Source organism: Rhodopirellula maiorica SM1 (assembly GCF_000346295.1).
Taxonomy (GTDB): Bacteria; Planctomycetota; Planctomycetia; order Pirellulales; family Pirellulaceae; genus Novipirellula; species Novipirellula maiorica.
Window position 1 is genome coordinate 1 of sequence record NZ_ANOG01001057.1, and the last position, 25,505, is coordinate 25,505.

Consider the following 25,505-nt stretch of genomic DNA (forward strand, 5'->3'; position numbering starts at 1 on the left):
TAGACCAAGGTGTGTAATCGTAGGTCGTGTGTGTGAACGGAAGCGGTCCAAAGGGAGGAAATACAGTGCCATTGAACGTCGACGGATTCGAGATCTGCTCCCACATCGCTTGCTGTTCCATAAACGGCAATGTGCCAATGATCGCACTCAACCGACGATTTGACGTGCCGTTGCTGGTCCACCACTGAGCAGTGCCTTGTCCTTGAAGACCACAGCCATGTAGCGGCAGAGCGTTGTATGCAGAGTGATAGTTGTGAACCGCAAGACCAATCTGTTTGAAATTGTTGCTGCAACTCATCCGCCGTGCCGCTTCACGCGCCGCTTGTACCGCTGGCAGTAACAATCCGACGAGTACGCCAATGATGGCGATCACCACCAGTAATTCAACAAGGGTAAAGCCGCGTCGGCCATTTTCGATTCCCGATTTCATTGCAAGCTCTCTAACGATAAGAAAAATGAAAGACTTGTGTGCATGAGTTTGGGGAGAAACTCGAACGCCGTGACACACGGTATTGCACTAGTAAGCGATATTTTACATTTGTTTACCGCGTTTCATTTCCGCGATTGCTGCAATCGCCTTCGACTTTGCGTCGTCAGTGTTTCGAAATTTTTCACGATTTTCGCTTGTCTTGGGGCAGGGCCAGCGAAAGCTCCGTAGAGAGAAACGGAAAGTCGCAGGTTTTCACAAGCGGTTTCGTGGCCATGCACCGACCGATTTGACTCAATCGTTGGGTCAACGCAACGTCATCCATAATGTCAACCGCAGTCGTCCGAGTCCGCCAAGCTGAAGTCGTCGCCTGTCTGTATCGACCGAGATACCAGCGTGACGATTTATTGGCTCGCCTGTTCGGCCGCGGATTCCGCGAACAACAGTTCCAGCTCGGCGATGCTGACGTGGCCAGTCGCGGAGATACCGTTGGCGGTTTGTGACGTACCAGCTTGGATCCGAATTCGATCGGTCCGCAGCGGATTGGCGAAATGAATTTCCTCGGGGTTGCTCGTCGCCTTTAATTGCCCCGATGCAACCGGCTTCCAATCGCCGGCGTCATCATGAATCAACAGTTGATAACCTCGCAACCGAGTCGCCGCTTGGTCTTGACGAGCGGTTAGGCGAATGCCATCGAGCTGGTACGTTTGATCCAGGGTCACTTCGATCCAATGTGGCGGTGAGACCAGCGGATTCCACTGGGTGTGCCACATCGTTTCAAGCTTTCCATCAAACGCTCTGAACGGTTCGTAGCGGCCCTGCATACTGCTGGCTCGGCTGCTGAGGATCGCTTGTTGAGTCGGTGATAGCTCGCGCAACAATGTCGCAACTTGCTCAGGCGTAACGGTTCCCACCGGATCAAAATGCGGGCTCGCCACATAACGCTTTAGCGAATGCAGCAACTGCCGGGCAACGGGACGCTGATCCATCTGAGACTTCAAATCCATCGATGTCACCAAGATTCGCCCTGTTCCAAGCTTGGCCTCCCAAGCCAGCGCCAGCCGCTCGGGGCGGAACCAATTCGGCACGACCTGGATCAGCGGTGAAACCGTTGCGGGAAGGTGGTCAATCGGCATCGCAGCGGATTTCGATATCAGTTCCCACCACTGCCAATTTGAATGAAAATCGGTTGGAAATCCTTCGAAACATGCCTGGTCGGGGTCGCATAGGATGCCCAACGTATGCGGTGCTTGGCCGTTGGTCCACGCCCAATTCCAAAAGATCGGTGACATGCCAATTTGAACATCAGTCTCAACATGGTTGGGGTCAAGCGTAAGAATCACCCGCTCGCCGCGCTCGGCGGCGGCAACCGCATCAGAAACCCGCGAAGTGGTCACGACGGGGTGGTCGGACGAACGAGCGTCTGCATCGCGATCGATTGCATCGTCAGAGACAGCGGATGGATAAACCCACACATCCCAATCGTTCGCGACCGATTGGCGCTCGTCATCGACCATGACCTCGAGCGTCAACTTGGACGCTGAACGAACATCCGCGAGTGGACACTCTATCGTGCCGATTCGGTACAGTTCGCCGGGCATTTGGCCGGATAGCGTCCACTGTCCTTTTCCAATGACTTTGTTATCACCGTGGTTTCCACTGTCCCGTAGAACCCACGCAGCCGATCCATCAAGCGGCTTATTACCGAAATGAGATAGATCGACTGTGGCAACAAAGGTTTCGTGTTGCTGCCACACTCGTTTGCTCATTCTGGCCAGCGGCACGACGGGACCACAAAACTTCCGAAACTCACTTGGATCCATGTAGGGTTTCGAGTCCCAGAACGGATCGAGCATCCCCACCAGCGCCGTTCCTTGTCCGGGAAAATCTCGCAGATCGAGCAACTGAAACCCGCCAAAGCCGGGAGTCCGCAGCGCCGCTTCGATCTCTTCTTTGTAAGTTAAAACCTGCAACCTTCCCGATGCCATCAAAAAATCGTTTGCCTGATGCAGCATTCCCGCATCATCGAGAAAACTGCGAAAGATTTCAAAGTTCTTTGGCTTCAAGGTGCCGGTGTACTTTGCCATCTCATCAAAGTTCGGATAGACACACCACTGGCCGATTTCATGAGCCACCACAGGTGAGGAATAACGCGAAATGATCTTGCGATAATCCGTGACCGTTTCAGGCGGTTCGGCATTGATACGACTACGCAGCTCTTCGCCCCACTGTTGAATCCGCGGTCGCGGCGGAATGTGGTAATCGTTGGCGGCGACGATCGGCCATCCCGCACCGGCGGTAACCAAGACACGGTCCTCACGCGCTTTGTAGCGTTCGACCCAAGGCGTAAGAAATTTACCGCCCCCGGCTACGCCATTCGGTTCGTTTCCAGCGCAAAACAGCATGAACGACGGATGGTTGCCATAGGCGGCCAAGACACGATCGGCTTCTCGGTAGATCCATTGATCGATCGGCAGCCCCCGGCCCAACGAGACGCTTTGATTTGGCCAAGATGAACACTCGACCTGAAAATAGAAACCCATTTCATCCGCCGCAACAAACGCGGCTTCGGGCGGACACCATGAATGAAAGCGGATATGATTGAGCCCATGCTGTTTGCAAATTCGAATGATTCGCTGCCACGACGCAACGTCCGTCGGCGGATATCCGGTCAATGGAAAAATGCAGCACTCCAGCGTACCTCGCAAAAATATCGGACGGTCATTGAGCACCAAGCGACCATCGCGAGCTTGGATCTTGCGGAACCCAAATCGCCCCGTCCACTTCGCCGACGCCGCCGAAACCACAGCGGACCGCTCGTCAGCCATCCGCTCGCGTTCTGATGATCGGTCCAAAACAGTGACCGACAGATCGCAAAGATGGGGTTCGAACTCATCCCACAGCCGTGGCAGTCGCTCGAGTGTCAGTGCTTGGCTCGAAATTGATTGACCGGGTTGAATATCAATGGCGGTTTCGAGCGATGCGAGTGTTTGGCCGTCCTGGGAAACTTTGACAACCAAGTATCGCTTTTCAGACTGCGTCCGCGAATTCGTCAATACCACATCGGCTCGTACCTGTTTCGTATCGACATCTGGACGTATATCCACTCGTTGAATGTCGATTTGGCGACGCGCCGACAGCGTCATCGCACCGACGATGCCGTGCCATGCAGACTGTGTGTGATCGGACACGCTATGCGAGTTGATACCTACGTCAATTTCATCAAGCGAATTGTCGACTTCGATTGCTAGTTGGTGCACACCGGAATTCACATGCTCGGTCAAATCGAATTGGTGGGCCACGCCGAGCGATTCGCCTCGACCAACCTGTTTCCCGTCGACCAGTACCCGTGTACGCCAGTGCGGTCGTTCGAGTGTCAGCACAATCCGCTGCCCCGACCATGGGTCAGGAATGCGGATTTCACGCTGGTACGTCGCCTTGCCAACATAGTGTCGTTCGGGTTGCAGCCAAAATGGGATCTTAAAATTGTCGGCAGTTCGAAACGGCTTAAACTCGGGTCGATTCCAGATCTTGTCGCGACCATCGGCAATCCATTTCGTTTCGGGGCCGGGCGGCTGCCCGATCCCCGAGTCGCGAAGCGCCCCCGGAAGCCGAACATCGTGTGATTGCGGCTCACCTGCGAGCCGAACTTGCCATGTACCCGACAGATCGATCACACCGCTCTTTGGCTGTTCTGCACCCCGGGCAGGATTCGCCCAGGCAATTAGAAGCCAACTGAAAACACCGCACAAACCGACGCCGACGCATCGACGCGATTGCGACCAACAATCGAACCGTCTGGAAATCATAATGAAGCTCTTGGTGATGTTCTCGAATCAATAAAAACACAACGGAGCGTTGCGGGGTCGAATCATCGATGCCATTGTCCAGGCGTGAAATCGCGCTTCCCAGAGGCAGTCGAGGTTCCATCACTATTGCCGAGTGCGGGCAAATCGCAATCCGCGATTGCGTCAAGTGCCTTTCATTTTGCGACAATGCCCAACACCGTCGGATCGAGAGACTACAATGAGGGCCAAATTGAAATTACTCATCGTTTTATTAGGAAGATTGTCACGCTACGGCCGCGTGATTGTCTCTTCGGGGCGGCGGTATTGTAATCGAGCAAATGCAGCAAGTTTCAAAAAAGCCGCAAGTTCTCTTGTTCGTCGAATCGTCGCGAGCTTATGGCCGTGGCTGTTTGCAGGGCGTGGCAGGGTACCTGCATGCACACGACCCTTGGGACGTGGTCCATTTAGAACGTGGGCTGACCGAGGCGGTGCCATGCGACTTACGCGGACGTCGATTTGATGGCGTGATTTCTCGCGCAGAAAACGCCTCGATCGCTGCGGAAATTGGTCAACTGGGACGATGGGTGGTCGATCTTCGAGGCAGTTTCTCGCCCGAGCATGGCGCCAGTATCGACACCGATCCACAGTCCTGTGCCCAAATGGCGATCAACCATTTTACCCAGCGAGGCTTTCGACGGATTGTGTACTGCGGCTATCGCGGAGTCGATTTTTCGGAGGCGCGAGGCGACGCATTCTCGAGCTATTGCCGCGACGAGAAAATCGAGACTGATCGTTTCGACCTAATGCTCGACGATACGGTCGACGCTTCAACGGCGATTGAAAGCGTGCTGCGTCATGAAGCGAGTGCCGAAATCAAGGAAACCGCTCTGATCGATTGGTTGCAGCAGCAGCCGTTGCCCACGGCGGTGTTCGCTTGCAATGACGTTTGTGGTCGTCAAGTCGTGCGAGCCGCACAAAAAGCAGGCCTGCGAGTCCCTGAACAGCTTGCTGTGCTGGGCGTCGACAACGATGAAGTGATCTGCGATTTGACCAATCCACCACTATCCAGCATCGAACCGGACACCTATCGAATCGGATTCGAGGGCGCCGCCGTGCTAGCGAGCTTGCTTGCCGAGGAGCAAAACGGCAGTCACGTCAACGCTTCGCAACAAGATCAGCACGAATTATCAAATACGCCGCCGTGCCAATGCATTACCATTCCGCCGCGCCGCGTGGTAACTCGTTTTTCAACGGACGTGCTCGCCGTCAACGATGCCGATCTCTCGTCGGCTATCGAATTTATCCGTCTACAAGCGTGCAAGGGAATTGGCGTCGATGATGTCGCCCAGCACGTTGCAATTTCACGCGCAACACTGGAACGCCGCTTTCGAAGCCTGCTTGACCGCACGCCGCGTGAGGAGATTGAACGCATCCGGATGGAACGTGCGAAGACACTGTTGCTGCAAACCGATTACGGCCTCGACCGCATTGCCTCGATGACCGCCTATAGCAAGGCACCTCATTTAATCACCGCGTTTCGTCGTCAAACCGGGTTAACCCCCGCGATGTTTCGCAAACGCTATCGCCGACCGTAAAGAAGTTTAGCTTAGTCGTCGCAACGACTCGTCAATCAATTGCTGTAGCTCTACAAGCATTTTGATGATTGGGTTATCAGTTTGTTTTCGCGAAAGGCGACGCAAGTTCGAAACCGTTTGCGGTGAATGTGAAGCCGGACGCCGCATACCGGAGGTTAGAATGAGGACACCGAAACATCATGTTTGGACCGCTGCCGGTCGCCCCAACGTCCACCGGATCGCCATCTAACGTCACTACCCAGCGAATTTTGCCATCGCTCGAGGCAACTTGATTGACGCCGGTGAAGTGGCCTGTTTGACGCAGACGTCGGACGGGGGTGATGCAGAGAATTTCGAATTCGCTTTTCCATCTTGAAAACCGTGTCAATGATCCGCAAGCTAATCCTCTTCACTGTCGCCCTGTTCACTGTCGCCCTGTTCGCGCAATCGCATTGCAACGCCGAATCGCCTGACAGCCGGCCCGCTACGACGGATCGTCCAAGTGTGCTATTCATTCTTGTCGACGACCTAGGGTTTTATGACCTGTCGGTTCAAGGTAGTTCTTTCTATCAAACTCCGCACATTGATGCGTTAGCCAACGGGGGTGTCCGGTTCACCAATGGGTATGCAAATTGCCAAGTATGCAGTCCGTCGCGTGCGAGCATCCAAACCGGCAAATTCACTGCACGTCATGGCGTAACCGATTGGATCGGTGCTAAGGCGGGAAAGGACCACCCCTTAGGCGAGCGTCTGCGTGCACCCGAGTATGTACGCGAGTTACCCCACCAAGACATCACGATTGCCGAGGCGATGCGAGATGCCGGCTACAAGACCTTCTTCGCAGGTAAATGGCATTTGGGTGGCGAAGGCTCATTGCCGACCGATCATGGCTACGACATCAACATCGGTGGAATCGATCTCGGCAGCCCACCGGGCGGTTATTTTTCACCCTACCACAATCCACAGCTCGAAGACGGCCCCGATGGCGAATCGTTGCCGCAGAGGTTAGCCCAGGAGACATCGGGATTTATTCGTGAACACCAAGACCAACCTTTCTTTGCGATGTTGTCGTTCTATTCGGTCCATGGACCGATGCAAACCAATCGATCGTTGTGGCAGAAATACCGCGACATCGCGATAAATCAACCGCAAGTCCCATCGCGGTTCAAGGTCGATCGAACGATGCCGGTACGCCAGACTCAAGATCATCCGGTTTATGCCGGAATGATGGAATCGCTCGACACCGCTGTTGGAACGGTTCTCGAAACGCTTCGGCAGTGTGGCTTGGAAGATTCCACCATCGTCGTGTTTACTGGCGACAACGGCGGAGTCTCCTCTGGCGATGGCTTCTCGACCAGTAACCTTCCGCTGCGTGGTGGAAAAGGTCGGCAATGGGAAGGGGGAATTCGAGAACCGTTTTTCATTCGATATCCCGCCCGGGTTGAAGCTGGCGTTGTCAGTAACGTACCCGCCACCGGCGCGGATCTGTACCCGACCATTCTCGATTTGTGCGGCTTGAACTTACTTCCCGAACAACATCGTGATGGCGTCAGTTTGGTTCCGGCAATGGAAGGCAAACGAATGAAAGAACGGTCGTTGTATTGGCATTATCCCCACTATGGCAATCAAGGCGGAGAACCTAGCTCGATCATCCGAAAAGGCCCTTGGAAACTCATTCACTACTATGAAGACGATCACGACGAACTCTACAACCTGACGAACGATCCAGCGGAAAGCAGCGACCTGGCTTTGCAAATGCCGATCATGACCAAGCGTTTGGCGGGAGAACTTCATGAATGGTTGGAAAGCGTCAATGCCGGTTTTCCAGTGCATGATCCACAGTTCGACCCCATCGCGGCCGAAGCCAGAGCAATGCGTTACCAAACAACGTTCAAAGTCAAACTCGAACGGGCCCATGCCGCAATGCTGAAACCTGACTGGAAACCCAATCCCGATTGGTGGGGCAGTTTGCAAAGCGAAGATTAGCCGAACAACAGCCCACTGCATCCCGAGCAGCGAGAACAGTGTGGCAACATCATCTTTTTAAAGCAAATAACGATGGATACGAACAAAATTGCACGTGTATGGGAACAAGGCATCACGATTCCGACCTACGGGGTCGGCACGCCCGACCTCAACCCGATGTTCCTCGACAAACGGGTATACCAAGGAAGCAGCGGAGCGGTGTACCCGTTGCCGGTGATCGATCGGATCGAGGATGAAAAACACGACAAAGAATGGCAGGCCGTTTATCTCGAGAACGACTACTTGAAGGTAATGGTGCTGCCGGAACTGGGCGGCCGCATCCAGATGGCGTTTGATAAAACAAACGACTATCACTTTGTTTATCACAACCGCGTAATCAAACCGGCACTGGTCGGATTGGCGGGACCGTGGATCAGCGGTGGAATCGAATTTAATTGGCCACAACACCATCGTCCAAACACCTATGGCCCGGTCGACTACCAACTTGAAACGAGCGACGATGGATCGGCGACCGTGTGGTGTCACGAAATCGATCGCATGCACCGCACCGAATGTCGCTACGGAATTCGACTGTACGGCGATCGTGCATACATCGAAATTGATGTTCACTTGTCCAACCCAACGCCGCTGCCGCAAACCTTTTTGTGGTGGGCCAATCCAGCCGTCGCGGTCGACGAGAACCATCAATCGGTCTTTCCGCCCGACGTCAGCGCGGTGCTTGACCATGGCAAACGTGATGTGTCGACGTTTCCGATTGCCACGGGAACCTATTACAAATTTGATTACTCCGAAGGCAGCGACCGGCTCGGCGATAAAACGGGGACCGATATATCACGCTATCGCAACGTCCCAGTTCCCACATCGTACATGGCTTACAAGAGTGACTATGACTTTGTTGGCACCTATGACCATGGCCGGAAAGCCGGATTGCTGCATGTTTGCAATCACCATATCAGCCCCGGAAAAAAACAGTGGACGTGGGGTAACGGCGAGTTTGGGCAAGCTTGGGATCGCCATCTAACCGACGAAGATGGTCCCTATATCGAATTGATGTGCGGCGTCTATACCGACAACCAACCCGATTTCACTTGGCTGATGCCAGGCGAACAAAAATCGTTCACGCAGTACTTCATGCCCTACAAAGGTATCGGCATGATCGGCAATGCCACCATCGACGCTGCAGTGGCAATGGAGGTCACTGATTGCAAAGCGGAAGTACGCGTTTACACCACCGCGTGTCGCGAGAATGCGAAAGTCCGCTTGACCGCCGACAACATCCAAATCGCTGAAATGATTTTCAATGCAACACCACATCAACACTTTGAAACTTCGTTTGATCTGCCCCGGTCCTTTTCAGCAAACGAATTGACCGTCACGGTGGTCGACGGTGATGGACGCGAATTGGTGTCATGGACGCCGCCCGTGGGCGAGATGCATGACGTCCCAGACGCGGCGAAGGCGATTGCGGCACCGCACGAATTGGAATCGACCGAAGATTTGTTTCTAGCCGGGCAACATATCGAACAATACCGTCACGCGACACGTCGCGCACTTGACTATTACGAGGAAGGACTAAAGCGAGATCGCGGCGACATCCGAATCAATAATGCGATGGGAAAACTGCTGTATCGTCAGGGCCAATTCGCTCGTTCGGTTCCCTTTTTCGAGCGTGCAATTGAGCGAATGACGCGTCACAGCCCAAATCCCTATGACGGTGAACCGTTTTATAATCTTGGTTTAGCCAACCGGATGCAGCGTCAACACCGTGCGGCAACCGACGCATTTTACAAAGCGACGTGGAACGCTGCGTGGGTATCGCCGGCGTCATTCGAACTTGCTCGTTTGGCCGTGTGTCGCGGGGACCGGCAACAGGCACTTCAGCTATGTCGACGATGTCTCGATGGGAACGTTCACCACAGCCAAGCCTCACATCTGCTGGCTTACCTGCTTCGCGGCGATGATTCACAGCGTGCAGTGATCGACAACGAACTCGCCCGAAACCCGTTCAATTTTGGCGTGTTGCTTGAACAAGCCCTGCAGAGCAACGATTTTTCCAGCTACGAATCCATCACGCGTGATGCACCCAATACCATCATCGAATTGGCGATCGACTATGCAGCGTTTGATGACTTCAAAACTGCCGCTGCGGTGTTGTTGCGTTTGATCGCGCGCGTGGACACTGTTCCTGCGCTGTTGCACTACCACCTCGCTTACTATCAGCAGCAGCTAGGCAACCACGACGAAGCGGCGAATCAGCGAGCCTTGGCGAGGTTGGCCGGCGAGAACGATTGTTACTTTGCCAACAAGCTCGAGGATATCGCTGTCCTGCAATCTGCAATCGATTGTGAGCAAGGTGATTGGTGCGCCGCCTATCAACTCGGAAACTTGTGGTATGACCGGCGTCAATACGACGAGGCGATCCAGTGTTGGGAAGACGCTTGCAAAGCCAACCCCGATTTCCCAACGACTTGGCGTAACCTTTCGCTGGCGTACTTTAACCAATGGCACGATGGTGATCGTGCGCTGGTCGCGATGGAAACCGCATTCGCGAAAAACCCAAGTGACCCACGAGTCCTGTTTGAACTGGATCAACTCTCACTACGACTCGGCCACGATCCAATCGATCGATTGAGTCGATTGCGTAACCACCTTTCGCTCGTCCATCAGCGTGACGATCTTTATTTGCAGTGGTGTACGCTTCATAACTTAGTCGGCGATCACTCGACCGCGCTCGAGCTATTGTTGGCCAGGCAATTCCGTCCCTGGGAAGGCGGCGAGGGCAAGGTCCCGGCTCAATATGTCATTGCGCGTACGCAGCTTGCCTATCGAGCATTGGCCAACGACGCCCCAGCGGAAGCGATCGAACAGCTTGAACAAGCGCTGCAATGGCCCAAGAACTTGGGCGAAGGAAAATTGGCGGGCGCTCAAGAAAACGAAATTCTCTATCTTTTGGGTTGTGCAAACGAAGCGATCGGTGACAAGGTCACGGCCACACGTTGGTTTGAAGCCGCAAGCGAAGGCTTGGGCGAACCGACATCGGCCATGTATTACAACGACCAGCCGCCTGAGACAATCTATTACCAAGGCTTAGCGCAAGCCAAACTCGGTAATCATGCGGATGCAACCGACCGCTTTGAACGGCTGATCAACTATGGAAATCAGCATTTTGATGACGACGTCACGATTGACTATTTTGCGGTGTCGCTTCCGTTGTTCCTGGTCTTTGACGCCGACCTGAAGCAAAACAACCAAATGCATTGCCATTACATGATCGCGTTGGGGGCACTCGGGATGGGGAATATCGGCGAGGCTCGCAAGCATTTTGATGCGATCTTGGACTTGGATCCCTCGCACATGGGTGCGGTGCTGCATCGCCATCGTTTCAGCGAGCTGGCGATCTCTGGTTCTCCCAAAGCCGCCGCGCATTCGTAACTCGACGCGGCAGCAGTGGTGGATGGCGCTGACGAAAAATGAACGAGCAAACAAGGCGATTCAGTGGCGAGCAAAGCTTCCTTTAATACCGCGTATATCTTTCGCATATCGCTCGTCGCAGCGTTGGGCGGGCTGTTGTTCGGATACGATTGGGTCGTAATCGGTGGTGCCAAACCGTTCTATGAACCGTACTTTGATCTGACTGGCGCCGACAACGCCTGGCTTTCCGGTTGGGCGATGAGTTCGGCGCTAGCGGGATGCCTCGCCGGGGCCCTGTTGTCGGGCGCCCTCACCGACTCGCTGGGGCGAAAGAAGATGCTGATATCGGCTGCGGTGTTGTTTACCGCATCAGCGATCTGGACGGCGCTTTCCCAAAACTTTACATCGTTCATCATCGCCCGCATCGTGGGCGGCATCGGAATCGGTTTGGCGTCAAACGTTTCACCGATCTACATTGCCGAAGTTTCACCGTCGTCGATGCGTGGCAAATTTGTTTCGATGAACCAGCTGACCATCGTCATCGGGGTTCTCGCCGCCCAGCTGGTCAACTTGTTAATCTACAATCTTGCTCCGGTGGACCGCGAAGCAACCGCCGAAGTGATCTTGGGATCATGGAGTGGCCAGTTTGGATGGCGTTGGATGTTCGCGGCCGAAGCCGTCCCCGCCGGGCTCTTTTTCCTGTTGGCGTTGGTGATCCCCGAGTCACCGCGGTGGTTGCTACAGCAAGCTCGCATTGAACAAGCCGCGGCAGTTTTGACACGCATCGGTGGGGCGCAATACGCAGCGATGGAAGTCGAGGATATCAAGCAAACGCTGCAAAGCCGCACCGGCGATGCGAATCCTCGCGAGCGGTTCGACCCCAAACTGCTAAAAATCGTCGCATTAGGAATTTTTATCGCGATGTTCCAACAGTGGTGTGGAATCAACGTCATCTTCAACTATGCACAAGAGATCTTTTACGCAGCCGGTTACGACGTCAGTGGGATGATGTTCAATATCGTCATTACCGGCGTCGTCAATTTGGCGTTCACGTTTGTTGCCATCAAGACCGTTGACCGCTGGGGACGACGTCCCCTGATGCTGCTCGGCTCCGGCGGGCTGATGGTGACCTATGCTATTTTGGGAGCGTGCTATTACTACCAGTTCAAAGGGGCGGTCGTCCTTGTCGTAGTGCTGACGGCGATTGCCTGCTACGCGATGACACTCGCACCGATCACTTGGGTTTTGTTGTCAGAAATTTTTCCAAACCGAATCCGCGGGGCTGCGATGAGCCTGTGCGTGTCCGCGCTTTGGATCGCATGTTTTGCGTTGACGGCGACTTTCAAGCCGATCAATGTCGCTCTCGGCGCCTCCGGGACTTTCTGGCTATACGGAGGTATCTGCGCAATTGGGTTGGTGGTGCTGTATCGGTATGTGCCTGAAACCAAAAACAAATCACTCGAAGAGATCGAACGAGAACTCACACGCTCTCGGTAAAACAGAGCCTCGAAGGTGACAGCTCGTTACAGGAACAAGCGTCCGATCAACTCGGCGACAATCAAATTCCCTGCTTTGTTGGGATGATTCGGTTGCGAAAGATACGATTCGATGTTGTTCCCTTGTTGGACAATTTCACGAAATGCGGCATAGGAATCAACAAGCGGAACGCCGTATTCTTTTGCCAATTCGCGAACCTGTTTCGCGTGTTGCGCCAGGATCGTCGAATCGTCGAGCAAATCTTCGTGCGAGTCCGGCGTGGGGGTCAGCAGAATGACGGGCACGTTCGCAGCTTGACACTTCTCAATCATCGAACGCCATGCGGCAGCGGCCTTTTCAAGCCCCACGGCACGATCATTGAGTGAGTAATCAATGAAAACGACATCAGGTTTCAGTGAAAGTACATCTTCCTCAAATCGTGCGTCCCCGCGAATCGCATTTTCACCTCCGATCGCGGTAATGGCGATGTCAATCGTTGCGTAGTTGTATTTGTCGCAAAGCATGCGGTGAAAGAGCATCGGGTACGAATCATACCGATGCACCTCACCCGCACGCCCATACCCGGCGGGAACCGAATGTCCGTGAAATACGAAACGGACTAGCCGGTTCTTTGGCCAATGAATTTGCATCTCTTGTTTGAGCGATGCGAAAGGATCCGCGACCGCGACGTCTTGCGAGAATCCATCACCGGCAAAGATTGACAAGATAAGAACAGGTAGGACAAAGTTTTTCATGACGATGTTAGTCATAGTGCGATTTTTCAAATGAATGCTCATCGTTTTGGAAACTATTTCGATGTGTTGACGTGAGGTTTGATCGCCGCGGGAATTAGCTTGAACCTTGGATCGCCTTCGACTGTACGAATCGCTCGATCGTCGCCCAAGTACTTTCGGCGCAGGTCCACAAATGGACGTTGGCGAGCCTCTCTCGATGGATCGTAATCGGGGTTGATGGCCGGTGTGTATTTTACGTCGACATTCGCATCAATCCAATCATTCAATTGAACAAACAACTCAAGAGCTTTCTCTGGCATCGCCGCAGACAATTCGTGCTGCTCGTAGGGATCCTTTGTGATGTTGTATAGCCGCAGCGCACCGGACCAATCAAAAATCAATTTCCAATCCCCGCTGCGGACAGCCGATGAAGGAGCTGATGGCAAACCGTCCTCGGGATTCTTGACGATCACATTCAGCGGATAGTGCTGATAGAAAGTGTCGCGATCGTATCCACGTTTGGCATTGGCGGGGTCGTCAAGCAGCGTAGCGATACTGCGACCGTCGATTCCGCCTGGCTTGATATACTGCGACAGATTGTAGCCGGCCAAGTCCAAGACGGTCGGGAAGATATCGTTGCAATCCACCGGCACGTCGCACCAGCGATCTCCGTCGACATGACCTTTCCAGCGAATCACCAGCGGCACGCGAATGCCGCCCTCGAAATGTGTCCCCTTGCCTCCTTTGAACGGGGCGTTGTTGGTCGCGAGCGGATCGGTATACATCACTCCTCCGTTGTCACTCATGAAGACAACCAACGTGTTCTCGTCCAGCCCGGTTGCTTCGAGCGTATCAAGAATCCGGCCGACCGAGACATCCAAGCGTTTTAGCATCGCCGCATAGATGGCATTGTCATGTCCGTTCCAACCGCGTGTCGGTTTGTTTTCAAAGTGGGCGACATCGTCGGCACGTCCTTGAAACGGGGTGTGAACCGCAAAGTGACAGAAGTGCAGAAAGAACGGCTTGCCGTTTGTCGCCTGCGAATCGGCCCGACGACGCAAATAATTGATTGCGTGCTCGGTCAGTTCATCGGTGAGATATTCGTGTCCAAGGTTTCCGCCTGATTTCCCACGCAACAATTTCGGCTGCGGTGTTTTGGGATGCAGCTTTTGTCCGCTATCCCAAATGCCGCGCCAATTGAAGTAGGGCGACCCGCCTTCGTCGAGATACGAGATCTCTTCAAAACCTTGATCGGCCGGTTGCCAGCCCTGCGATCCGTGACCGCCCACATGCCATTTACCAATAAAGGCAGCATCATGCCCGGGCATCGCTTCAGCAATGGTCGTTTCATTTTGTCCGTTGTCCAACGGTTGCCCCGACGCCAGTGCATCGCGGGTCGTGCCGTTGAGCAGGGCTTGTTGGATCTCGATTTTGTCTTGCCAAACCAGCGCATCCTGAGCAACGTAGCCTTGCGGTGGCTCGATCGCCTGGTTGTAGAACGTTCGCACGTTACCACCGACTGCCGTCGTGAATCCCGTGCGCGCCGCGTACATGCCCGTCAAAAGACTCGCCCGTGCCGGTGAACACAGATGGCAAGCGTATGCCTGCGAGAACGCAAGTCCTTCTTTGGTCAATCGATCAAGGTTTGGCGTTTCGTAGTACATCTGCGAAGGATCTGCTCCGGTAAACTTTTTTGCATAGCCATTCATGTCAACGATGCCTAGATCGTCGGCGAGGATAATGATCACATTCGGCTTTGCAGCATCGAGCGAAGCAGTGAACGCCAAGCTGATGCAAAAAAGAAGCAGGGACAATCGATTCATCGTGTGGACCATGGAGAGAAAGAGTAAAGTTGCAATCGATTCATACAGTACGAAACGTCAGTCAGTTGCACCAAGCGTTTACGTGCACTTGGCCCCACGTTTTAGAGCGTCAGAGAGCAGATCAAACTATCAGGCCGCACAGCATTAGGCTCGGTCCAGTTGCAAATCGTGATCGCATCGCTGGTGGACTTCGCGAAACAGTTCTGTCGCTGATGGCTCTTGCAGCTTGACGTCAAAGGTGGGGATCATCTTTTTCATCCTGTCATGACCGTCGCGACGGTTCAATCGTTCGGGCAGACAGTCCTGGATGACTTGTAGCATCAACGAGACGGAAACGGAGGCCCCTGGAGAAGCGCCCAGTAGTGCGGCAATCGTCCGGTCTTTGTCCGTGACGATCTCCGTTCCGTAGTGAACGATCCCCGCCTCACCGTCTTGGCGTTTAATCGCTTGGACCCGAATTCCGGCATCAACCAGACGCCAATCTTTGGTTTGGGCTTCTGGATAAAACGTACGCAGCAGTTTCATCCGGCTTTCCATACTCTGTAGTCCCTGTCCAATCAGGTATTTCACCAGTGGCAGATTGTAGGCACCGACTTTCAATAGCGAGGCGACGTTGTCCAGCCGAATGGAACCGGGTAAATCGGTGAGTCTGCCGGACTTGGTCAGAAACCGTGTTGTCCAGGCGGCAAATGGACCGAACAGAACCGCCTTTTTCCCGTCAATCACCCGCGTATCGAGATGCGGAACGGCCATCGTGGGTGCTTCGCCTTGGGGTTGTCCATAGACTTTTGCGGTGTGCTGCTCAACGATCGAAGGGTTATCGCACACCAGCCACTGTCCACCGATCGGAAAGCCACCAAATCCTTTGCTCTCAGGGATTCCCGACTTCTGTAGCAGCGGCAAACTGCCTCCCCCCGCCCCAACAAAGACAAACTTAGCCGACTTGGTGAATTGCTGCCCCGTTTTTAAGTTTTTAATCGTGACATCCCAGCCCTGTGAAGTTCGCTGAAGTCCGATCACGCGATGATTGGTGGCTACGCCACAACCATCTTGCGACGCCATCCAATCAATCAATTTCCGAGACAGTGCACCAAAGTTGACATCGGTGCCGCCCGTCATCCGTGTCGCAGCGATGGGAGTATCACCGCGTCCATTGACCAACAGCGGCGCCCATTGTTTGATCTCGTTGCGATCGGTCGAAAATGCCATCTCATCAAAGAAGTGATGAGACGACATCGCTTCGAATCTCGCTCGTAAGAAATCGACCTGGGATTGGCCGTGCACGAAACTGACATGGGGAACCGGGTTGATGAACTCCGGCGGCGTGTCGATCATCCCTTCGGACACCGCATAGGCCCAGAATTGACGTGACTGTTCAAATTGTTCGAAGATCGAAATCGCGTTAGTCACATCGACGGTGCCGTCGGAATTACGATCCGGGGTGTAGCTCAGTTCGCAAATGCCAGCGTGTCCTGTTCCTGCATTGTTCCAAGCATTCGAGCTTTCCTGAGCAAGTTCTGCGGAGACTTCGTACAACTGGATCCTTAAACTCGGGTCCAGACATTTCAACATCGCGCCCAGGTTTGCGGACATGATTCCGCTGCCGATCAGAATGACATCAGGGTTATCGATAGACATTGTGCTGCGTGATTCGCTGTTAAGAGGAGAAGACGGCGATTGAGACGAGAAGCCGCCGGTTGGAGGGGGATGAAGCGTCCAGAGACGCTTTGCAGGTAGTGGACGAGGTTACGAGTCCCCTCGACCTAGTAGCATCACGGGACTCGTAACCTCGTCCACTAGATTTCTTGCGGGACTCGTTGCCTCGTCCAATACGGTAAAAACACTTGCTCTCAAATGATTAGTAACCAAATTGCCACGACGAACATATTGCCGAACGGTTCCTTCAGCGCAATGTCCGTTGCCACTGGTGCAAGACCGTTGGTTTAGAGCAGCGGCGAGCTGTGATGCCGCTAATTTTAGCCGTTCCTATATGAAAAACCATGACAATGGTGTCAGGCACTAGCACAATCGTGCCAATCGGAAAATCGGCACGAGCGCGGCAACACGCGACCTGTTCGGCTTGCTTTGCGGATTCTGGATGGTCACCGCAACCAAGTTACAAGCCATGCAACCACAGACAGGTACTCACGAAAACTTGGGGGGCTATGGCAACTCGTTTAGCCAGTGTTCTTTAACCCGGCGGCGATACCGTTGATGGTGATGTAGAACGCATGCTGCAACTCGGGGTCTTCGTTGCCATCGCTCTGCTGCCGCATTTGTTTCAACAATCGCACTTGCAAGAAATTCAGCGGATCGACATACGGATTTCTCAATCGGATCGACCGCTGCAGCGTTGGTTGATTCTCTAAAACCGCACGTTGACCGGCCACGCGTAACACCCAATGTTCGGTCAGCGAGTACGCTGCCTTTATCGACGCATAAATCTCCTCGCGCACTGTCACATCGGAGACCAAATCGGCGTAGCGGCGAGCAATCCCCATGTCGGCCTTGCCAAGCGCAACCTGCAAATTATCGGTCATCGCACGAAAGAAGGGCCAGTGGCGGTGCATTTCCTGCAGCAACGCTAAGTTGTCCTCGGCCTCATCACCGCTGCCGACAAACGCCGCGATCGCCTGACCGACGCCATACCATGCCGGCAGATTGTGGCGACTTTGCATCCAGCTGAATCCCCACGGGATTGCCCGCAGTCCGGCCAGGACATCGTTTCCCTTTCGCCGGGCTGGGCGCGAACCAATTCGCATGCTGCTCAGTTCGTTGATGGGAGTCGCCTCCTGCCAATACTGCAGCAGCGCCGGGGTCTCGTAGATGAATTCGCGATAGCTTTCAAAGGCGGTCGCGGAAAGCTTTTCCATGGCGTCCAACCATGCCTTTTTCGGTGTCGCCTTGCGTTTGTGAGCCGGGGTGGAAGCGACCAGCACCGCACTAACAAGTTGCTCCAAATGCCGGGCAGCGATCTCGGGGTGGAAGTAGTAGTCATTAATGACTTCGCCTTGTTCGGTGATGCGGATACGTCCTTCGACCGATCCCGGCGGCTGGGCCAGGATCGCGCGGTTGGCCGGACCGCCGCCGCGAGCCACCGTGCCGCCCCGGCCGTGAAAAATAGTCAGCGCCACCCCGTGCTCGCGACAACATTTCGTTAGCCGATCCTGTGCCTGATACAGTTCCCAAGTCGCTGTCAGAAAACCCGCGTCCTTGTTGCTGTCGGAATAGCCGATCATCACGTTCTGTTCCATGCCCTGTGCCGCCAGATGTTCGCGATAAGCAGGGTGATTGAACAGCTTTGTCATCACATCCGGCGCGTTTTTCAAGTCGTCGCGCGTCTCGAACAACGGCGCGATCGCGGGTAGCGCGCGTGGGTTGCCATCGCTCCGCTGACAGAGCCCGAACCATTTTGCCAAAAGCAATACCGCCAGCACATCATCGACGTCTTTGGACATGCTGATGATATAGGGTCCGATCATCTCTGGACCGTACAAATCCACTGCGCGGGCGATGACATGGAACAATTGCAATAGTTCGCATGTCGTTTCGGTGTAGTCGCCCGGTTCGCCGATCGCGGGATTGTCGCTGGCAAGTTGCTGCGTCAACAAGTCAGCTCGTTCCGCAGGAGTGAGCTCTAGGTAGTTCGCGCAGATGCCCAGCTTGGCAAAGATCTCAGCCAACGCAGCATCGTGATAATCGCTAAACTGACGAATATCCAGTCTCGCTACATTGACGCCAAAGACGTTTGCTTGAATCAACGCATCTTTCAATTGAGCATCGGCGATGGTATCGGTGCGTCCGTTACGCAAACTGAGGTCAATTGTTTCCAATGGCTTCAACAGATCCGCAGCCGTTCGCAGCTCGGCCATCGGTGAATTGTCATCTTCCAGCAATCGCGATTTGACGGGATCGTGATTGGCATCGTTCAAATCAGCTTTCAACGCCGCAGCGAGCAATCGGTAAGGCTCGTCCGGATACTGCTCGGCTAGAAACTTGACGTGTCCTGAATTGCCCGCCAATTCTTGTTCGAGTAATTCAAGCAACTCGTTTGCAGGCGTATGCAATTGCTCGCTAAGACTAAGCGTGCGTGTCAGCGCACCGGCGGTCTCGCCGTGCCGCGACAACGCCATACCGCGATGCAGCCGCAACGTTTCCGCCGTGACAAACGCGGTGACGTTCGGATTTCCATCGCGGTCGCCACCGATCCAGCTGCCGAACGTCAAAAATCGTTTGGGCAGTTTCGCCGAGGGAAAGTGTTCGGCAAGAGCCTCTTCCATCTCGCGATAGATTTTCGGGACAACATCCCAAATCGTCTGGTCGAAATAATAGAGTCCCGTTTTCACTTCGTCGGTGACCGTCGGTTTCGCCTGACGTGCCTGGGACGTGAGCCACATGCCAGCGATCTCCGCCAACATTCCCTGTTTCACCCGTGCTTCATCCGCCGGCAATAGGTTCGTCTCATCAAGATGGCGGAGACCTTCTTCGATCCGTTTTAATTTCGAGATCAAAGTACGTCGTTTGGCTTCCGTGGGGTGTGCGGTGAAGACGGGCTCGATATGCAGTCCCTGCAAAATGTTTTGCATATGTAGTTCGTCAACCCCCGCGTCCGCCAGCTCCGCGATGGCAGCACGAATTGATTCGGCAATCGGCTTCGGCGATTCCGCTTTGACACGCGTTCGCAAAACCCTGGCCCGATGGTGTTCTTCGGCGACATTGATCAATTGAAAGTAAAGCGTAAAGGCTCGGGCCACTTCACAGATCTGCTGCAGATCCAATTCGCCGACAATCTCTGCGATCCTAGTGGCGATTTCGTCAGCCGAGTCATGGTCGTGTCGACGCACTTTTGACAACGCCCGAAAACGTTCTTCGAGCTCGAATGCATTGACCCCGGCTTGGCGGCGAATCACCTTCCCCAACAAATCCCCTAACAAGTGGATATCAGTGGAAAGTCGCTTGTGGAGTTGTTTGGACATCTAAATAGCGTTTTCTAAGGTTTCACTTGCAAAATTTTGATGACGATCGCCCCAATGGCTTTACTGATCAAGGCAGGATGAGGATTGCAGAACAATGGGGACAATGGCTCTACAACGATCGAATACCACCACGGAACGCATCAAATTGAACTCACTGGAATATTGCATGCAAGATGGTTGGCCGGTCAATTCCAGCACGATCAATCAAAGACCACCGTCGTGGTCCACATAATCACTTCGAGTACTCAGGATCGTCGAGTAAATTATTAGAGGGTGTGTCAAATCACCCAGTCTTGTTAATCGAATTCTCGTTCGTACACGCAGTCATTCGCGACGGCAGCAGTTGGCAGCGAAGGGAGCTTTATTTCGCGAAGAAGGGGGCCGAAAGCAAAATTCGTAATCCAAAACCAAAGACGTACTAGAAAGTCGTCGATGGGAGCATCGTGAAGCAATTTTCGGGCGATGCGTCGAATTCGCTATCGATTGCAAAACGACACTCGTGATCGTTAACGCGATTGCCCCTTTTTCGCTTGGTGAAAAAAAGTTGCATGGATTCGGTGGGGCGTCTCAACCAGAGCAAACATTTCTCGCTTGTCATCGTTCTTCCGAAGCGTACTGGCCAGTTCGTGGTCGATTCCCGGGAATTCTCGTTTCATTATCAAACTGGTGGGCTCGCCCAGGTCAGCACGTCCACTACAACGGCGAGTCTCTGAATTCGCTCCCCCTCCGCTGGAAGCCATGCGGTATGATCATCTTGTCCGCCACACCGTGCGACACGCCTAGATCTCTCGTTAAAGGATGTCGCTGCGGCAAAGCCCTCCTCACGCCTTTGAACATCAGGAAGCCTGTCTGATGCGACCGATTATTACGCTACTGTTTGCCGCTGTATGGATTAGCACCGCAACACCGTCAACCGCCGACGAACAACTCACCCTGATGAGTACGATTTTGCAATGGCAATACCCCCATTCCAAACTTAGCGGCAGCGTGATGTCGGACGCCGCCACGGTCAACGCCGATGGCAAAAGAACGATCGCGTCCCTGGTGTGCAAGACCACCATGACGACTGAAGATTCGGTTGAGAAAGTGATCGCGTTCTATAAAACGAAACTGACACCAAACCCAAAGGCTGATGACAAGACAAAAGCAGAATGGAAGGACGGACAGTGCGTCCTAATCTCGGACGAATCCGCCGGACGCCCGTTGGCCCTTCACACGATCCTTGTCACCGCAAAAGACACGTCGACCACGTTGACCGTATCGCGTGGCAAAGATGAAACGGAGACACATATCAACTGGAAACACTACGTCCGACTCTAAGTAGGTCGGTAGGAAGCATCGGATACAATTCCGTTGGCCGTTTGGGCAAACGTCGTGAAGCGTTCTTCGTGATAAAGAAAACACGAATTGACTGTAGCGAAAGTCGCAGAGTCTTTCGGCCACGCAAGTAGCACCGAAACTCTCTGCGAGTTTCGCTACGAAAAATGCACTCTCACCACTTGGATACTCATCGTGACCGCAAGACTCGTGACCGTGATTCTCGGGGTGCTTTTGCTGCCTGTCATTCTAATCGCACAAAGCGATACCGATCGCTTCGTCATGCGAATGAAGCAAGACGATAAGAACGGCGACGGCAAATTGACACTTGCTGAATTCACGGGTCCCAAACGACTATTTGAAAAACTGGACGACGATGGCGACGGCGTGCTGCTGCTTTCCGAAAACACCGCGCAGAAGCTACGAGAGGTTCGAGCAAGAGCGGGCACTAGGTCTGCGCCGGAACTGGAGAATGCCGAACGCAGGATACAAATGGAAACGACTCGGTCACGTGCGGCAGGCATGCGGGGCGGTGCGAGACAACGACCGCAACCCGATCATCAAAATGTGCGCTACGGCGAACATGAACGACATGTGTTGGATGTCTATTTGGCCGAAACCGAAAACAATAAACCTGCGCCATGCATGATTTGGATCCATGGCGGCGGATTTCGACGAGGAGACAAGTCCGAAGGAAGCATGTTTTCAAGCTTCTTTACCCAGAACGGGATTCACTATGTGACGCTCAATTATCGTTTCAGCCAGCATGAGATTGCACCTGCCTGTTTTCACGACTGCGCCCGTGCGTTGCAGTTTCTAAGGCGAAACGCAGAAACATGGAATATTGATACAAAGCGAATTGCAATCGGCGGCGGTTCGGCTGGTGCGGGGCTGGCACAATGGTTGGCCTACAGCCCAGACCGAGCGAACCCAACGGCACAGGATCCGGTGATGCGTGAGTCGACTCGGGTTTCCGCACTCATCTTGCTCAATGCCCAAACCTCGTACGACTTCCGTTGGATCAAGCAGCATATTCCTGGCGATGCGTGGATGGGCGAGGGGTTGCAGCAGCTATTTGGCTATACGATCGAGGATGTTGACGAATTGAACGACAAGCAACTCCGAACGATTGAGGAGTGCTCGCCGCTGACTCATTTCAGTGGCGATGATCCGCCCACCCTCTTGTTTTACCGCCGGTCCAGAGATCCACAGATCGCAGTGCAGAACCCGATGGACGGGATCCACCATCCTCTGTTTGGTCTCGAGCTAGAAGAGCGTGCCGATAAATGGGGTGTTCCGTGCGAAGTTTTTACTGTCGAAACACCAAAGGATCGCATCTTCTACAACAACCGCTGGGACTACGCGGTTGAATTCTTGGAAAAGCATTTTCAAATGAAATAGTCTCGACCTCGACGTGTTGCAGCTTGCGAAGCGAGCGAGACCAGACGCGGCATGTGTCACCCACGAAGTGCGCTGTGCGCATCCTCATTCGCTTCTCGCCAATCTGCGTTTCTGGGAAACCGCGGTCAAGCTGCCGCCGGCCGCAGATCACATCACACGGGTCGCATCACGCAGCTCACATCATCCAATACCCGCTGCGTCCATAGTGATGGTGAAGCCTCTCTTCGTATTCACGATCGATCCATTCCGACGGATCAAACTCGGGTGACTGCTTGATTCGATCGCTCGTTAACCCCACCGTGACCGAAGCCTCGCCCCACGAGATCGCTTCGATCCAGTGGATCGCAACGAGCACCTTGCGACCTGGCAGCCAATTCCGAGTGTCCACGACCAGATAGCGAACAATCCAACCATCGTCATCGAGCACGAAATCCTCCACATGACCGATCGCTTCGTCTGTCGCTCGGATATCATAACCCTGCACTTCACTGGCACTTCGCAAGTGGGGGTCGCCAATTTCGGTTGCATGGGAATCGGCTTGCACCGATAGGGCGGTTTCAAGCGGAAACGTTGGCGGTCCACCGCCAGCCAGTGTCGCGCCGGCGGGTCCCCAATAGAAAGGAACGGCGTAGTGGCTCATCAGCTCGGCTTCCTTTTGACGCGATATTGGCTGGTGAACACTGACATCGGGGCTTGCTTTGACCTGCGATCGCGTCAGCGAGACCTTTGCAGTGCCGCTGCGCCAATCGGTATGCTCGAGCACTGCGGGTGGCAGCAAGACTTGCCGACCGGGCAACCATTTTCCCGTATCAACGACAAGATAACGTACACCCCACTCTTGCGAATCGAACAGCACGTCTTTCACGCTTCCGACAAACCCGTCCGCTCCTTCGATCGCAGCATTTTTCAGACGTGAGAATGGAATTCGCATCGTATCGAACCTCTTTTAAGACATCGGATTTTTATGACATTGGAATGAACCGAAACCGGTCACGCCGGTGGCGGCGGCGATTCAACGAAGTTGCCACCGCGACGAAAAATTACCGCAGATGCTTGCGAATGCGTTGATCTAATTCCGATTGCGAGTCCGCAAACGTTGCGAGTCCGGCCAATGTCATTAGTGAGTCGATTGCCAAATCACCGCGAACGATCCGCTGTTGCCAGCGATCATGCTTGGGAATTTTGCCGTCATCGGCAATCGCCTGCTTTTCCTCCGCCGCCATCTCAGGGAACAGATCTTCGACGAGGTGATCAGCTGCCATCTGTTTCAGTTCGACCGCATTGGCGGGTGGCAACAAAATCGCCTTTTGCACGAAATTACGTTCTTCCTTGCTGACATCCCATAGTTTTTCAATTCGTACGGTATCGGGATCAACCTGATCGCCCAGTCTAACCGTCGGCGAATCGTTCAATTGAGATTGCCAAGGTTGATCGAGCGTTTGCTCGGCATGCTTGGCGACTTTGGTGGGCATCGTGATCACGTCAACCCCGGCGAGCTTGGGCAATTGAGATGCGTCCCGCAAACTGGCGGCGATTTGCTGAGTGTCGGTCGTCGGCAACCCTCGAGAGAACGTATTGACCTCAGCTTGGCTGGCCAGTGTGGCCTTTTCACCAACGCCTTGACCATCACCAAGTTGATTGTCGGCGACATAGGAATTCAAACGGCCGAGAAAGACGTTCACAAACGATGGACGCGACAATGCGGTTGCGACATAGTTTTGCCGAGCACTGAAACCGAGCGTGCAGTTCACTCGTATCCCCTCATCACGTAATTGCTTGATGGCAATCAAGCCAGACGGAGTGAAGGGAACTTTGACGATAAAGAACTCGGGGCAGATTTCATGGCATCGCCTTGCGAATGCGATCGTTGCCTCGCTATCGTGCGCAACTTCGGTATGCAGTTCCACACTCACATTACAGCGAAACTGCTGGACCAATTTTAACGCGTGACATAGATTCAAAACAAAACCAATTTCACGAACTTTCATATCGTCCGCAACATCGCCAACCAGCTTACTTATTTCGGGAACCAAGTCATCGTACGTTCCATTCTGAACCTCCTCGTTCAATAGCGTGTTATTGGTCGTCACCCCGCTGAATTGTTGGCACCACAGCGAGTCGATCGATCCGATATCACCGCTGTCCAACCACAACGACGTATTCGTCGCGTTGACGCTCTGCCAAAAATCACTGACGCTCGGTTCGCGCGGCGCGGACTCGAGATCCACGCGATTGCGTACAAAATCGGCAATACGCTGCGACACCTGCGAATCGGGTGTGATGGTTTCGACCGAATCGCGGGCGGATTCAACATAAGACATGACGCAGTAAACCTCCAAAAAATGCGAGTTGATAACCCCAATCAAATTGGTGCAAAGCTTGCGCCGTCCAGTGATGACCGGGGCGTGCAAATCCTCAGCATTCTCTCGCTGGGAACAATGCGTTGGGACGTGCGGTAAATAACTTGCGGAAGTCACGTATTTCCGCCGGGCTCGCGCCCAATGCCATCTACTTTCGTAGTGGGACTCGCCAGAGTTCCTGGTGTTTCAAAAGCAATGATGGGAATTCTGGCGAATCCCACTACTTGAGCAT

The 25,505-nt window shown here is 53.9% G+C and carries 14 protein-coding genes; 6 read left to right on the forward strand and 8 right to left on the reverse strand.

Going from position 1 to position 25,505, the window contains the following annotated elements; all coding sequences use genetic code 11:
- A partial coding sequence (locus RMSM_RS34200) for a DUF1559 family PulG-like putative transporter (RefSeq protein ID WP_008708521.1) occupies window positions 1-430 on the reverse strand: 430 nt, incomplete at its 3' end.
- A 401-nt stretch (window positions 431-831) separates the two neighbouring features.
- Window positions 832-4,104: a discoidin domain-containing protein gene (locus RMSM_RS34210; protein WP_008708526.1), complete on the reverse strand. Its 3,273-nt coding sequence runs from the start codon at window positions 4,102-4,104 to the stop codon at window positions 832-834.
- A gap of 449 nt (window positions 4,105-4,553) precedes the next feature.
- On the opposite strand from RMSM_RS34210, the gene RMSM_RS34220 reads away from it, so the two are divergent.
- The 4 genes from RMSM_RS34220 to RMSM_RS34240 all read left to right on the forward strand — a co-directional run bounded on the left by RMSM_RS34220 (window position 4,554) and on the right by RMSM_RS34240 (window position 12,683).
- A complete protein-coding gene (locus RMSM_RS34220; protein WP_008708530.1) occupies window positions 4,554-5,810 on the forward strand; it encodes an AraC family transcriptional regulator in 1,257 nt (418 codons plus the stop codon).
- A 366-nt stretch (window positions 5,811-6,176) separates the two neighbouring features.
- Window positions 6,177-7,775 carry a sulfatase gene (locus RMSM_RS34230; RefSeq protein ID WP_008708534.1) on the forward strand — a complete coding sequence of 533 codons (1,599 nt, stop codon included), beginning with the start codon at window positions 6,177-6,179 and terminating at the stop codon, window positions 7,773-7,775.
- A gap of 72 nt (window positions 7,776-7,847) precedes the next feature.
- Window positions 7,848-11,207 carry a DUF5107 domain-containing protein gene (locus tag RMSM_RS34235; RefSeq protein WP_008708536.1) on the forward strand — a complete coding sequence of 1,120 codons (3,360 nt, stop codon included), beginning with the start codon at window positions 7,848-7,850 and terminating at the stop codon, window positions 11,205-11,207.
- A gap of 63 nt (window positions 11,208-11,270) precedes the next feature.
- Entirely contained in the window at window positions 11,271-12,683 is a 1,413-nt protein-coding gene (locus tag RMSM_RS34240; RefSeq protein WP_008708539.1) for a sugar porter family MFS transporter, read from the forward strand.
- Between the two features lie 26 nt (window positions 12,684-12,709).
- Here the strand turns inward: RMSM_RS34240 and RMSM_RS34245 are convergent, their stop codons facing one another.
- The 4 genes from RMSM_RS34245 to ppc form a co-directional block, all read right to left on the reverse strand.
- Window positions 12,710-13,417, reverse strand: coding sequence for an SGNH/GDSL hydrolase family protein (locus RMSM_RS34245; protein WP_040771050.1), 708 nt, complete (start codon window positions 13,415-13,417; stop codon window positions 12,710-12,712).
- Window positions 13,418-13,470: 53 nt separating this feature from the next.
- Window positions 13,471-15,219 (reverse strand): sulfatase, encoded by a 1,749-nt coding sequence (locus RMSM_RS34250; RefSeq protein ID WP_236622415.1) that lies wholly within the window; start codon window positions 15,217-15,219, stop codon window positions 13,471-13,473.
- Between the two features lie 144 nt (window positions 15,220-15,363).
- Window positions 15,364-16,857, reverse strand: coding sequence for a malate dehydrogenase (quinone) (gene mqo / locus RMSM_RS34255; protein ID WP_008708545.1), 1,494 nt, complete (start codon window positions 16,855-16,857; stop codon window positions 15,364-15,366).
- Window positions 16,858-17,396: 539 nt separating this feature from the next.
- A complete protein-coding gene (ppc, locus tag RMSM_RS34260) occupies window positions 17,397-20,195 on the reverse strand; it encodes a phosphoenolpyruvate carboxylase (protein ID WP_008708546.1) in 2,799 nt (932 codons plus the stop codon).
- Between the two features lie 852 nt (window positions 20,196-21,047).
- On the opposite strand from ppc, the gene RMSM_RS34265 reads away from it, so the two are divergent.
- Together RMSM_RS34265 and RMSM_RS34270 are read left to right on the forward strand one after the other, a co-directional pair.
- Window positions 21,048-21,515 carry a hypothetical protein gene (locus RMSM_RS34265; protein WP_040771051.1) on the forward strand — a complete coding sequence of 156 codons (468 nt, stop codon included), beginning with the start codon at window positions 21,048-21,050 and terminating at the stop codon, window positions 21,513-21,515.
- Window positions 21,516-21,707: 192 nt separating this feature from the next.
- A complete protein-coding gene (locus RMSM_RS34270) occupies window positions 21,708-22,913 on the forward strand; it encodes an alpha/beta hydrolase (protein WP_236622416.1) in 1,206 nt (401 codons plus the stop codon).
- A 175-nt stretch (window positions 22,914-23,088) separates the two neighbouring features.
- Here the strand turns inward: RMSM_RS34270 and RMSM_RS34275 are convergent, their stop codons facing one another.
- Together RMSM_RS34275 and RMSM_RS34280 are read right to left on the reverse strand one after the other, a co-directional pair.
- Window positions 23,089-23,844 carry a PRC-barrel domain-containing protein gene (locus RMSM_RS34275; RefSeq protein ID WP_008708554.1) on the reverse strand — a complete coding sequence of 252 codons (756 nt, stop codon included), beginning with the start codon at window positions 23,842-23,844 and terminating at the stop codon, window positions 23,089-23,091.
- 109 nt (window positions 23,845-23,953) lie between these two features.
- Complete coding sequence (locus RMSM_RS34280) at window positions 23,954-25,234, reverse strand: transaldolase family protein (RefSeq protein ID WP_008708555.1); 1,281 nt, start codon at window positions 25,232-25,234, stop codon at window positions 23,954-23,956.
- Between the last annotated feature and the right edge of the window lie 271 nt (window positions 25,235-25,505).